The sequence below is a fragment of the Halomonas sp. WWR20 genome, from assembly GCF_054602495.1.
This window is the reverse complement of sequence record NZ_JBTRHR010000004.1, coordinates 165,430-178,742: the sequence shown is the minus strand read 5'-3', so window position 1 is coordinate 178,742 and position 13,313 is coordinate 165,430. Positions and strand designations below refer to the sequence as shown.

Here is a 13,313-nt window from a genome sequence, read left to right as displayed (position 1 = left end):
GTGTAGGTGTCGTTATGAGCGGATGAAGCATCGCGATAAGTGTTTTATTCAACGGCTTTTTGTATCCGGTTTGTAATTTCTTTGATTGAAGAGATTGATAGCCAAAATTTATACTTGGCATTTTTAATATAGCGCCAAGGAATATAGCTTTTGTTAAAGCAGCCTTCATCGCAAAAAAACGACGCCCGAAGGCGTCGTTTCAGTCAGGCGTATTGCGCTTGGGCACCTTAGTCAGGCGGCGGCTGCTCGTCGGGCATGCGGGTATTGCCGGGCGCCTCGCGGTTCATGTGCAGGAAGTTCAGGTGACGTTCGTACTGGTCGAGGATATCCTCGATCACCTGCTCGCGTGTATAACCCATCAGGTCGTAGCCCTGGCTCCCCTCAAGCAGGTAGACCTCGAGACGGTAATAGTGAGCGTTGGACTGCTGGGCACGAATCGCGAATGAGGGTGTGGCAAAGCGGCGCGGCCAGATCTGATAGGTAAAGTTCTGCTCGTCGGCCAAGGGCACGTTAAGTGCCAGGTGCTCGTCGTCGCCTTCCCCTTCGGCGATGGTGGCCTGCACGTTCTGTTGCTCCAGGCCGCGGCAGACCTCCTGCATGGCCGGCTTGCCCACCTCGTCGAGGAAGCGTCGCGCCTGACGGTGGCTGGGGAAACTCATGGCACGTGCCAGACGCTGACTCCAGCTCTTGGAGCCCCGTTCGACACTGGTCGAGCGGCTCGACAGGCTGCCGGCCAAGCTGGCGCGATGACTATCTTCCTTGATGGCCTCGACCTTCAGCGCCTTGAACAGCCCCGCCATCATGAAGAACAGCACGATGGAGAAGGGCAGACCGGTGATCACCACGGCGCTCTGCAGAGCGACCAGGCCACCGGCCATCAGCAGCGCCAGGGTCAGCACGCCAATCACCGTGGCCCACAGGATGCGCATCCAGATCGGCGCGTCATGATTGACGTCGCTGAGAATCGAGGTGAAGTTCGACAGCACCAGAGCGCCCGAGTCGCCGGAGGTGACGAAGAACACGATCGCCAGAATGGTGACCACCATCGTGGTCAGCCCGGTCCACGGCAGGTTTTCCAGGAACAGATAGATCGAGGATTCGGGCGTGTTCATGGCGATTTCACCAAATTCGGCGGCACCGTTCATGACCATGTCGACGGCGCTGTTCCCCATGATCGACATCCACGCCATCATGAAGGCCAGCGGTAGGATCAGCGTGCCGGCAACGAATTCGCGGATGGTGCGTCCACGCGAGATGCGCGCCAGGAAGAGCCCCACGAACGGGCCCCAGGCGATCCACCAGGCCCAGAAGAACAGCGTCCAGCCGTTGAGCCAGTCGACGGGCGGATCGAAGGCGTAGGTATTCATCGACAGGTCGATGAAGTTCGAGAAGTAGTCTCCAATGTTCATCACCAGCGCATTGAGCAGAAACAGCGTCTTGCCGGTGAATAGCACGAACAGCAACAGCACCAATGCCAGCAGCATGTTGAACTCGGAGAGCCGGCGAATGCCTTTCTCGACGCCGGTCACGGCGGAAATGGTGGCAAAGAACACGATCATGATCACCAGTGCGGCTTGAATCAGGGTGTTCTCCGGCACGCCGAACATGTAGCTCAGGCCGTAATTCAACTGGATGACGCCGATGCCCAGGCTGGTGGCGATGCCGAACACGGTGCCGAGCACCGCGGCGATATCAACGGTGTGGCCGATGGGGCCGTGGATACGCTTGCCGAAGATCGGGTACAGCGCCGAGCGGATGGTCAGCGGCAGGTTGTGGCGATAGCTAAAGAAGGCCAGCGACATGCCCACCAGGGTATAGATGCCCCAGCCGGACAAGCCCCAGTGCAGGAAGGTCAGCTCCATGGCGTGGCGTGCGGCGGCCACCGTGCCCGGCTCGCCCTCGGGCGGTGCCAGGAACTGGGTCACCGGCTCGGCGATGCAGAAGAACAGCAGGTCGATGCCGATCCCCGCCGAGAACAGCATGGCCGCCCAGGAGGCCATGTTGAAATCGGGCGTGGAGTGTTCCGGGCCGAGCTTGATTCTGCCGAAGCGTGACAGGCCGACACCGATCACGAACACCAGATAGACCACTACGGCCAGGAAGTAGTACCAGCCGAAGGTATCGGAAATCCAGCCGAGCACGGCATAGATGATGGTGCTGGCAGATTCGGTGAAAAGCATGGTCCACAATGCGAACACGACAATCCCGATCGCGGATCCGTAGAACACGACCGGATTGAGGCGATCGTTGCGAACCTCCTCGCGGGTTGGTGGATTCATAAGAAGTCCCCGAAGTTGGTGAACACGACAGTGGCATCAACAGACGGTGAAACAACTCTCGACACGGCTGTCCGAGGTAGCGTGTCGAAGCCTGGCCACCACACGCCGATGTCATGCGTTCTGAAACCGGGTGCCGTTAGGCGCCAGACCCCCACCGGACAAAGTGGCTTCGAGAGCCGCCGGATCGATAATGACGTCACCGCCTCAAGCGACTCTGAAGCTACAGCGTAGTCGGGCCCATAAGGCAAGCCCAGCACCATGGAAGCCGCGCGGTGAGTGCGCACCTGTCGTGAAAGGAGTCAATTTTTGTTGATTGACTGTTCAATTAAAATACGTCATTCCCTTGTGCAGTTCAACCCGCATCGTTGGCGAGCACTCACGTGGTTTGCCAGACTCAGCGCATTCATGGTGGTTTGGACACGGATCGAGGAGGATGCATCATGGTCCCGGTATGGAAGCAGGAAAGGCTGCATGTCGTGCAAGGCGACATTACTACCTTCACGGGGGACGCTATCGTCAATGCGGCCAATCGGTCATTGCTGGGCGGCGGCGGGGTGGATGGCGCCATTCATCGTGCCGCGGGACCCGAGTTGCTCGAAGCCTGTCGGCGACTGCGCGAAACCGACTGGCCGGAGGGGTTGCCGGTGGGTGAGGTGGCGTTGACGCCGGGGTTTCGTCTATCGGCGGACTACGTCATTCACACGGTGGGGCCGGTGTATGCCAAGACCCAGGATCGATCCGAGCAACTGGCTGCCTGCTATCGCAACGCCCTGGCCCTGGCGGCGCGCGAAAAGCTTCATCGCTTGGCCTTCCCCGCCATCTCCACCGGCATCTACGGCTATCCGGAGCATGAAGCTGCACGGGTCGTGTGGGACGTGATCGAGGCCGAGCTACCTCGCTACACCGAGCTCGAAGTGACGCTGGTATTCTTCTCTTCCCAGGGCGCGCAGACGTTTCTCGCTACTCGTCCCTGACATGAGCGGTGATGCCGTCCCGACAGCGGCATGACGACGCTGGCGACATGCAAAAAAGCCCGGCGGGTGCCGGGCAAGACTTGTGAGTCGAGGAAGAGAGGGCTTACGCGCCGGGGCGTTGCGAACCGGACGGGCCGTGCTGTTCGGGGGCGCCCGGGGCACCGTCGTGCTTCATGGCATGTCCCGGGCCGCCAGGTGCGTGGCCCCGAGGCGGACGGGGAGCATGGCGCTGCATGATGTCCTCCAGCACGTCGAGCTGCGCGGGAGAGAGGATGTCGGCAAGCCGCTCGCGTTGTGCCTCACGAAACGCCCGCCAGGCACTGCGTTCTTCCTTGCGATCGTTGAAACCCTCGCTCCGCAGGCTCTGGATATCCTCTTTCATTGCCTGGCGGGCATCGGCGAGCGCCGCCTTCTGTTCGTCATCCAGGTTCCAGCTGTCGATGATCGCTTGAACCGCCTCGCGACGCTGGTCGGCGTGCCGGGGACCATGATGCGGTCCCGGCCGGCCCTGCTGACGCATCAGATCGAGGACGCGAATCTGGTCATCGCTCAGGATCTCGGCCAGTCGGGCGTGCATTGCCTCGCGGACATCCTTGAGGGCGGCGTGCCGCTCGTCGCGGTTGTCGAAGTTGCGCGACTTGAGAGCCGCCAGGTCGTCGCGAAGGGTCTCGCGAGCCTGCTCCAGCGCCTGACGGTCATCGTCACTCAACTGCCAGCTGTCGAATAGCGCCTCCATCAACTCCCGGTGGGGGGCGGCATGAGTCGTCTGCGATCCCTTGCCAGGGTGCGGCGTGCCGAGTCGCAGATAGGCATCGAGCGCCTTCAGCTGCTGTTCGTCGAGTACTTCGGCGAGTGCTGCGCGGTGCGCCTGACGCAACTGCTGCCAAGCCTCGTGCCGGGCGTCGCGGGAGTCGAATTGCCGCGTCTTGAGAGTGCTTGCCTTGTCGCGGAAGTCGGTATTGGCCTGGTCGATGGCGTTGCGCTCCTGCTCGGAGAGCTTCCAGCTCTGCAACAGCGTGTCGAGGCGCTGTGTCCTGGGCTCGCCATGGCCGTTTCCAGGGACTTGGGACGAGCCGGTTCCGGGACTGGCGAAGACGGATGACAGGGCCAGCGGCGCGAGCACGACAGACAGCAGTGCGGAGGACAGCAGATTAGCTTTGGCGATACGGATCATGAGCGGGTCTCCCCAGTGAGTACGGCTCCAGTATCGCGAGCCGTGATGCATTCAGCGTGCATGGAACGTGCAAGCATTGCGCAACCGCTGCATCTCATGGCGCCAAGCGAGACGTTTTCAGGCAGATTTGTTAAGACAAAAGGCTAATTGACTTTATCTATCGTACACATTTGATTTTAGCATTGAAAATTTTAGCATGCTAAATATATACTGCGTACATCGCTTTAGAGCGACTTGTTCACTAAAGGAGACGCTACATGAAAGCCAAGCTACTGATTGCTTCTCTCGCCGTTGCCGCTCTGCCCGTTGCTGCGCATGCGAGCATCGCTTCCGAACAGGCCATGCAGGTCAACCACGGGGGCGCTCAGAAGGTTTCGCAGGACCAGAGCCAGGGCCAGAATCTTACGGTCCCGCAGACGCGTCAGGATCTCGAGAACCTCAACGCGCTCGGCAAGAGCGAAGCGATGACCCAGGCGCTGCTGTTCATCGCCAACCGCGAGCGCCACACCGGCTACCAGGCAGACACCCAGAACGATGCACCCAACGTCGGCCATCGCCAGGACTGGTAATACCGTCAGGCGAGCTGCGTGGTAAATGGTAAACAGTGCATCGCCGCCCTCCGGGGCGGCGATTTTTTTATGCCCCGATATTCAGCGGGCGTTGGGGCTCGCGGACTGGGTGACTTCAGCCCCCATGTCCAGGCGATTCCTCGGGCTGATATTTGTAGCCCACGCCATATACCGAGCGAATGATGTCGCGCTCCGGCCAGACGTCGTCGACCTTGCGGCGTAGCTTCTTGACGTGACTGTCGACGGTGCGCTCGGAGACGATGCGGTGGTCGCGGTACATGTGGTCCATTAACTGATCGCGGGAAAAGATTCGCCCCGGCGCCTCCATCATCACCTTGAGCAACTGGAATTCGACGGCGGTCAGTCCCAGGTCCTGTCCTCCGGCGAGCGCGCGCCAGCCGGCGTCGTCCAGGACCAGTTCGTTGTCGGAGGGGGCCGCCTGACGCTCGGTTGGAGCGCTGGCAGCTGCGGCTCGCCGCAGCACCGCTCTGACCCGGGCCACCACCTCGCGTGGGCTGAAGGGCTTGCAGATATAGTCATCCGCGCCGAGTTCCAGCCCCAGCAGCCGATCGATCTCCTCGACCCGTGCGGTGAGCATGATCACCGGCAGGCGCGGATGGCGCTCGCGGATCTGACGGCATAGCGTCAGCCCGTCCGTGCCCGGCAGCATGAGATCCAGCAGTACCAGCCCTGCGGCATGTTCGGTCAGCCAGGGCATGACGTCGTCGCCGTGATCCAGATGGTGGGTGGGATAATTGCTCTGGGCGAGATAGTCGGCCACCAGACGGGCGATCTTGGGCTCGTCCTCGACGATCAGAAGGGTCTCGTGCATCGATCAGGCATCCTGCAGGGGAAAGGTCAGCGTCCAGCGCAGGCCGCCCAGCGGCGAGCGCGAGGGCGTCAGCGTGCCGCCATGGGCCTCGACCAGCGCCTGGCTGATGGCCAGGCCCAGGCCGCTGCCACCGCTGCGCCGGTTGCGCGAGCTTTCGACGCGATAGAGCCGTTCGGTCAGGCGCGGCATGTCCTTCGCCTCGACGCCCGGCGCGCTATCTTCCCAGATTACGCGCGCCTCGCGTCCGCCGGTCTCCAGAGTGACGCGCAGGCGGCCGGGGGCATCGGTGTAGGCCCGCGTGTTGGCGAGAAGATTGTTCCATAACTGGCGTAGGCGCTGTAGATCTCCGCGGATCATCACAGGATCGGCGAGCCGGGTCTCGAGCGTGGTCCCGGCGTCCTCGAGCCAGCCTCTGGCTTCGCTCAGACGTGTGCCCAGCGACTCGGCGAGATTCAGCGGCTCGAGGCGGATGTCGAGGGCGCCGGCGTCGCTCTGGGCCAGCAAGCGCAGATCCTCGACCAGGCGGCCCAGCTGTCCGACCTCTTGGTGCAGTGAGCCAAGATTGCCGACATCCAGCGCCCGCACGCCGTCCTGCATTGCCTCGATTTCTCCGCGCAGCACCGCCAGCGGCGTACGCAGCTCGTGGGCGATATCGGCCACCCACTGCTGGCGTGCGCGGCGATTGGACTCGAGCGTCTCGGCAAGCAGGTTGAAGTCCTGCGACAGCCGGGAAAGCTCGTCCTTGCCCTGTTCCGACAGACGCACGCTGTAGTCGCCCTGGGTCAGTCGCCGGGTCGCCTCGGCCATGCTCCGGGCGCGCCGGCCGAGCCACCAGGCCAGCCCGGCGGCGAGCAGCAGCGAGGCCAGTGATAGCGTGACGACGATAATGGTCAGATTGCGCAACTGGCGCTGCAGGAAGATGCGATCCATGCGCGCCATCAACCGCGCCGGGGGTAGATAGCCCAGCCGGCCCACGACCTGCCCGCCACTCTTGATGGGCAGAAAACGCGGCTCGGGAGGCGGAGGACGGGGCGCATCATTGGCCTCGGGCGGTGGCGGGCCGAGCAACGGTCGGCCAATGACCGGATGGCCCCGGGCATCGAGCAGTACGAAATCCCGAGCGTCACCGAGCTCGCGATCGATCCCCGAGGCGGGAGGCTGATCATCCGGCCACAGCAGGTTGCGTACGAGGTGTCGCCAGGCACGGGGGTCATCGCGCAGCCAGTCCCAGTTGCCATGGCGGGACCAGCGGTCGCCCAGGGCAGTGGCCAGGGTTTGAGCACGGTTTGTCTGGCTACGCTCGAGATAGTCGAGAAAGCCCTGATCGAGACTGCGTGCCACGAACAGGAAAATCAGCCCACCGATCAGCACGTTGGTGAGCAGGATGGCGGCGAACAGCTTGATGCTCAGGCGCGACAGGCGCGGCGGCCTCCCGTGTCCGGCCTGCATCGAGGTCTCTCGGACCGGGCTCATGACGGCTCGGTCTCCGTGTGACGCGTACTGGTGCTCAGGCGCTCGCGCAGGTTCTCCAGTGTGAGGTAGAGGCATGGCACCAGCACCAGGATAATCACCGTGGCGAAGAGGATGCCGAAACCGATCGAGACTGCCATGGGGATCATGAAGCGTGCCTGGCGCGAGGTTTCGAAGATCATCGGCGCCAGCCCCAGGAAGGTGGTCATGGTCGTCATCATGATCGGACGCAGACGCCGCGTCGCCGCAGCGACGATCGCCTCGCGGGCCGCCATGCCCTCGCGCCGGCGGGCGTTGGCGTAGTCGATGAGTACCAGGGCGTCGTTGATGACGATGCCCGACAGCGCCAGCATGCCCAGCAGACTGATGATCGACAGGCCATAGCCCATCAGCATGTGGCCGAAGACGGCGCCGATCACCCCGAAGGGAATCGCCGCCATGATCAGCAGCGGCTGCAGATAGCTGCGAAACGGTATCGCCAGCAGGGCATAAATCGCCGCCAGCGTCAGCCACAGCGAGGTCTTGAGGCTCGCCAGGTTGTCGGCGGTTTCCTGCTGTCGCCCGCCATATCCGACGTTGAGCCCGGCGTACTGATCGCGCAGGGCCGGGAATATCTCGTCCTGTAGACTCCCTGTGAGCTGGTTGACGGCATCGGTCGGCGTGACGTTGGCGGTCACCTCGATGATGCGCCGGCCATTGATGCGGATCAGCGTATTGGAAGCCTGACCCTGATGGATTTCGGCGACCCGGGAGAGCGGCACTTCGACGCCGTCGGGGGTGACGATCGGCAGCTGACGCAAGTCGACCAGGCTGTCACGCTGCTGGCGGGGCAGACGCACCTCGACGCTGACCTCGTTGCGTCCCGCCTGCTGTTCCAATGCCGTGGCGCCTTGCAGCGGGCCGCGCAACTGGGCAGCGAGGCTGGCACCGGTCAGGCCCAGGGTACGGCCTTCCGGCGACAGGCGAATCTCCAGTTGCGGCTTGCCGTTACTGATACCGCTGTCGATGTCCGACAGGCTCGGATAGTCGGCAAGACGCTCGGCAAGCGTCCGCGCCGCTGTCTCCAGGGTGTCGCTGTCGGGATGCGACAGGCGGAGGGTCAAGCCGGCGCCAGCGCCCGGCCCGCCCACGTCGGCCTGGAACATCACCCGCTGGGTGTGGGGCACGTCGCCGGCCTGCTCGCGCCAGGCCCGGGCCACCCGCGATGGCGACCAGGTTTCCAGGCTCTGCGGGGCGAGGTTGAGCAGCACCTCGAGGCTATCGTCCTCGAGCGTGGTACGGGTGCTTTCGTATTCCAGATCGTCGTGCTGCTCGGCGAGCGCGAGCGCCGCTTCGAGCAGATGGTCTCGCACCTCACGGTCCTCGGTGATGGGGCTGCCCACCGGCAGGGTGACCGTGGCCTGCACCTGGTCGGACTCGGCGCGCGGCATCAGTGAGAAACCCAGCCGACCGCTCAGTGCCCAGGCCAGCGCCACGCACAGGATCGCCACGGCAACCGCGAGGGTGATGCTGCGGTGATGAAGCAGCCACTCCAGCGCACCGCGAAAGCGCGTCTGGGTGAACCGCTCCATAGCGCTCAGGACCCGGTGGCGGGCACGCTCCAGAGGGAGCAGCAGGGCCGGTGTCTGACGTGTCGTGCTGTGTGCCAGGTGTGCGGGCAGAATGAACAGCGCCTCGACCCACGACATCAGAAAGATGGTCACCACCACCAGCGGCACCACGGCAAAAATCATGCCCAGGAAGCCGGGCAGATAGAGCAGCGGTAGGAAGGCCACCATGTTGGAGAGCACCGCGAAGGTGATGGGCCCGGCCATCTCCTTCGCGCCTCGCGCTGCCGCCTCGCGTAGCGAATGCCCCTGCTCACGATAGGTGTGGATGTTCTCGCCGATCATGATGGCGTCATCGACGACGATCCCCAGCGCGATGATGAAGGCGAACATCGACATCATGTTGATCGACACGCCCAGCCAGGGCAGAAACAGCATGGCGCCGAGAAATGCCGTGGGAATGCCCAGAGTGACCCAGAAGGCCAGGCGCGGCTCGAGGAAGAGCCCGAGCAGCACCAGCACCAGCGCCAACCCCACCCAGGCGTTCTGGAGCAGCAGTTCGAGTCGGTCGCGGTAGATTTCCGACATGTCCCGGTTCAACGAGAGCGAGACGCCTTCGGGCAGGGCGGTGCGCAGCGTGTCGAGCCGATCATGCACGGCCTCGGACAGCGACAGGGGCGTCTGGTCGCCGACCTGATAGACCTGTACCGTCAGCGAGGGCTCGCCATCGAAGAGCACCTCGCTGTCGCTTTCGGCGAAGCCCTCGCGCACCGTGGCGATGTCGCCCAGCCGGCGCACACCGCCGTCGGCGGTGGCGAGGATCGGCAGCTCGGCGAAGGCGCGAGCGGTGTTGCGGCGCCCCTGGTAGCGGATCAGCCACTCGCCATCCTGGGTTTCGAGGCTACCGCCAGCAAGGTCCAGCGCCTCGTTGGCGATCCTGTCGGCCAGATCGGCGTGACTGATGCCGTAGCGCTGCATCGCCTCGATATCGAGTAGCACCTGGATCTCCCGGTCGCGCGCGCCGGAAAGCTCTACCTTGGTGATGTCGTCGCTGTCCATCAACCGGGCCCGGACATCCTCGGCGGCATCGCGCAATGCCAGGTCGCTGACGTTGCCGTGTACCTGCAGGCTGATTACGCCCCGTGAGCGCCCGGCCAGCGAGAAGCGGGGTGGGTCGGCGGCATCGGGGAAGGTGGTAATGGCATTCACCGCCTGCTGGATGTCCTGATAGACGCGCATGGTCTCGACGCCGTCGAGCAGCTCGGCGGTCACTTGGGCCTGGCCCTCGCTGGCGGTCGCGGTGATCTCGTCGATGCCCTCGATATCGGAGAGCTCGGCCTCGATGGCCAGCAGCACGCTCTGCTCGATCTCCTCGGGGGTGGCGCCGGGATAGCTCACGCTGACCTGCACGGTCTCCAGCTCGAATTCGGGAAAGACCTCCTTCTTGATGGCGAAGCTGGCCATGAGACCGCCTACCACCAGTACCAGCATCAGCAGGTTGGGCGCCACGCCGTGATTGAGCATCCAGGCAATCGGGCCACGACGTATCATGAGGAGGTCTCCGTGGCAGGAGCGGTCAGCTCAGTCTTCGGCCGGCCGTCAGACGACGTCTGCGCCGTCGCCGCGTCGGTCGCGCCCTGCTCGCGCAGGACCATGCCCTGACGTGCGGTGGCCAGTGTGCTGGTGATCACGCGCTCGCCTGCCGAGAGGCCATCCTCGATCAGCACCCGATCCTCGCCCCTGTAGAGCACCTCGACCTGGCGTCGCTGCAGGGTATCGTCGGCGTCGAGCAGCCAGACCTGCTCGTCGTCGCGCAGCGCCCGGGTAGGCAGGCTCACCAGCCCCTCGCGAGGCACGGCCTCGAAGATGGCGTGTACCACGTCGCCCAGACGCAGCGACGGCCCCTGATGCTCCAGCGCCAGCGGATCGCGTACACGCACCATGGCCTGGGACATCAGCCCACTCTCCTCGAGACTTGGCAGCACCGAATAGAGCTCGCCCCGGCGGGACTGTCCCTTCGTCCAGGCATTGCTGGTCAGCGTCACCTCGCTGCCCTGGCCGTCGCGGCTGGCAAGCTTCAGCCAATCGAGCGCTTCGGTGGGCAGCGTGGCCCTGACCCAGAACTGCGTGACATCGACCAGGCTGACGATGTCGGCGTTGGCGGAGAGTTCGCTGCCCGGACCGGCCAGGCGTTCCTGGATCATGGCGCGATAGGGCGCGGTGACTTGAGTGCGGGCAAGGTCGAGTTCGGCGCGTTCCAGTGCCACCTGGGCACTCTCCACCGCCGCCTGGGCCGCCTTGAGCTGGGGCTTGCGCAGTACCAGTGCCTGGCGCTCGGCAGACAGCTGCTGGCCGAAGGACTGGTAGTCGCTGCGTGCACGGATCTGCTCGCCCTGTTCGACGGCCAGGTCCGCCTCGGCCTGGGACAATGCGGCACGAGCACTGCGGACGTCGAGCTGGTAGTCGCTCTCCTCCAGCGTGGCGAGCACTTCCCCCTGTTTCACGATGCGTCCGGGCTCGACATCCTCGGCAAAGCCGATCAGACGTCCGGCAACGCGGCTCGACAGCGTGGTTTCCCGGTCGGCGACGACGCGTCCGTAACCCTCGACGGGAGGCGCCGCTTCTCCCGGTGTGACGTGCTGCGTCTCGACTAGTGGCGGCAGCGCCTGGGCCGGCGCCCGGCGCTCCATGCGCGGCGGGTTTTCCAGCAGCCACATGGCCAGACCGATCCCCACGGCCAACACGACGAGCGATACCAGCGCCAACATCCAGCGGTTGGGATGACGCTTCGGCGCCCTGGGCGCGTCACCGGCCGGGGGGCGGGAGGAGATATCGGGGGGCGTGGCCTCGGGTGTGGTCATCGTCGATCTCGTGACAGGATTACGGGGCGAACTCTGGCGGCGGTCACCAGTGTATCCCGGGACGATCAGTGGCAGCCGTCGCCGGGCAGTAACGTGCATCCAGCGGGACGTGAGCAGCCGCTGGTGACAGAGTATGACAATATCTCATGCAAAAACGGCTCATGAAACGTGCAATAACGGTGCAAATGCAAGAGGATCGCAGCGTTATGGGGTGGCATTTTGCTCTACGCTTTGAGAGAGGGGCGCAGAAAGACCGCTGCGTCGTAACGTGCCTGGGAAAGGAAGCCGGTGGCATGCGAGGTCCACGACACTATATTCGATACCTGCTGATCGTCGTCTCGGGACTGGCCGGTGTCGTTCCGGGGCTGGGCGAGGCGGCGGCTCCCGAGACGGCGGCCTCGGATGACGTACAGCAGGCGCGCATCGAGCGTGGCCGCTATCTGGCCCGGGCAGGTAACTGCAAGAGCTGCCACACCACCGAGCAGGGCCGGGCGTTCGCCGGCGGCGTTGCCTTCGACACGCCGCTGGGCACGCTGTATTCCACCAACATCACCCCCGACGCCACCCACGGCATCGGCGCATGGACGGATGACGAGTTCGTGCGTGCGATGCGCCAAGGCGTAGGGCGCGAGGGTGAGCATCTCTATCCGGCGTTTCCCTATACCGCCTACACCCGTCTGTCGCGCGACGACGTGCTGGCGATCAAGGCCTACCTGATGAGCCAGCCCGCCGCCGTCGACGAGCCGCCGGACAACGACATGACGTTTCCCTTCGGTTATCGGCGTCTGCTGGGACCTTGGAAGTGGCTGAACTTCGACGCTGGGCGCTTCGCACCTGACGAGACGCAGTCCGAGACCTGGAACCGCGGCGCCTATCTGGTCGAGGCGCTGGGCCACTGCGGCGAGTGCCACACGCCACGTAACCTGACCCAGGGGCTCGATGAGGACCGTAAGTTCGCCGGGGCGCTGCAGCAGGGTTGGCGCGCCTACAACATCACTTCTCACCCGAGCGGTATCGGCGGCTGGTCCCGAGATGAACTCGAGATGTATCTCGCCACCGGCCATATTCCCGACAAGATCGCCTCGGCGGGCCCCATGGCGGAAGTGGTTTCGAACAGTCTGCGCTTTCTGCGTCAGGAGGACATTCGCGCCATGGCCGTTTACCTGAAGGATATCCCGGCGCAGCCAGGCTATGTTCCCGAGGTGGAGAAGGCGCGGTCCATCCGGGTCAAGACACCGGAAGGCACGCCACTCGCCGAGACCCTGGCGCAGGGCGAATGGCTGTTCGATACCGCCTGCGCCAGTTGCCATTATCCCGATGGCGGCGGCCCCGGCGGAGCCTCGGCGTTTTTCGTCCACCATAGCGCGGTGCGCGACCCGCAGGGCACCAACCTGATCAATGTGCTGCTGCAGGGGCTTGAGCGCCACGGCAGTGACGGCGTGAAATTCATGCCGGCGTATCGCGACCTGCTGAGCGACGAACAGCTCGCCGCGCTGGCAACCTACGTCGGCCGACGCTTCGGCGGCTACGAGGCCGACTACACTGCCGACGACATTCTCGAGCAGCGTCAGGGAGGCGACCCGTAAATGTTCTTTTTGCGCAGCACG

The 13,313-nt window shown here is 64.1% G+C and carries 9 protein-coding genes; 3 read left to right on the top strand and 6 right to left on the bottom strand.

Annotated features, from left to right (window positions below):
* Positions 1-227 precede the first annotated feature (227 nt).
* A complete protein-coding gene (locus ACW4DH_RS09330; RefSeq protein WP_459636119.1) occupies positions 228-2,279 on the bottom strand; it encodes a choline transporter in 2,052 nt (683 codons plus the stop codon).
* Positions 2,280-2,719: 440 nt separating this feature from the next.
* On the opposite strand from ACW4DH_RS09330, the gene ACW4DH_RS09325 reads away from it, so the two are divergent.
* The gene (locus ACW4DH_RS09325) at positions 2,720-3,253 is read left to right on the top strand and encodes an O-acetyl-ADP-ribose deacetylase (protein ID WP_459636118.1); all 534 of its coding nucleotides are present in this window, start codon (positions 2,720-2,722) and stop codon (positions 3,251-3,253) included.
* Positions 3,254-3,356: 103 nt separating this feature from the next.
* Here ACW4DH_RS09325 and ACW4DH_RS09320 read toward each other — a convergent pair whose 3' ends face one another.
* Positions 3,357-4,427, bottom strand: a complete 1,071-nt coding sequence (locus ACW4DH_RS09320; protein WP_459636117.1) for a hypothetical protein — start codon at positions 4,425-4,427, stop codon at positions 3,357-3,359.
* 257 nt (positions 4,428-4,684) lie between these two features.
* On the opposite strand from ACW4DH_RS09320, the gene ACW4DH_RS09315 reads away from it, so the two are divergent.
* Positions 4,685-4,996, top strand: coding sequence for a hypothetical protein (locus ACW4DH_RS09315; RefSeq protein WP_459636116.1), 312 nt, complete (start codon positions 4,685-4,687; stop codon positions 4,994-4,996).
* 115 nt (positions 4,997-5,111) lie between these two features.
* Here ACW4DH_RS09315 and ACW4DH_RS09310 read toward each other — a convergent pair whose 3' ends face one another.
* The 4 genes from ACW4DH_RS09310 to ACW4DH_RS09295 are packed head-to-tail and all read right to left on the bottom strand — an operon-like array spanning position 5,112 to position 11,706.
* A complete protein-coding gene (locus ACW4DH_RS09310) occupies positions 5,112-5,828 on the bottom strand; it encodes a response regulator (RefSeq protein WP_459636115.1) in 717 nt (238 codons plus the stop codon).
* Positions 5,829-5,831: 3 nt separating this feature from the next.
* Complete coding sequence (locus ACW4DH_RS09305) at positions 5,832-7,301, bottom strand: ATP-binding protein (protein WP_459636114.1); 1,470 nt, start codon at positions 7,299-7,301, stop codon at positions 5,832-5,834.
* The gene (locus tag ACW4DH_RS09300) at positions 7,298-10,396 is read right to left on the bottom strand and encodes an efflux RND transporter permease subunit (protein ID WP_459636113.1); all 3,099 of its coding nucleotides are present in this window, start codon (positions 10,394-10,396) and stop codon (positions 7,298-7,300) included. Before ACW4DH_RS09300 ends, ACW4DH_RS09305 begins: the two co-directional genes overlap by 4 nt.
* A complete protein-coding gene (locus ACW4DH_RS09295) occupies positions 10,393-11,706 on the bottom strand; it encodes an efflux RND transporter periplasmic adaptor subunit (RefSeq protein ID WP_459636112.1) in 1,314 nt (437 codons plus the stop codon). The genes ACW4DH_RS09300 and ACW4DH_RS09295 overlap by 4 nt, the downstream gene beginning before the upstream one ends.
* Positions 11,707-11,999: 293 nt before the next feature.
* Between ACW4DH_RS09295 and ACW4DH_RS09290 the strand changes: the two genes are divergently transcribed.
* The gene (locus ACW4DH_RS09290) at positions 12,000-13,292 is read left to right on the top strand and encodes a cytochrome c (RefSeq protein ID WP_459636111.1); all 1,293 of its coding nucleotides are present in this window, start codon (positions 12,000-12,002) and stop codon (positions 13,290-13,292) included.
* Positions 13,293-13,313 lie beyond the last annotated feature (21 nt).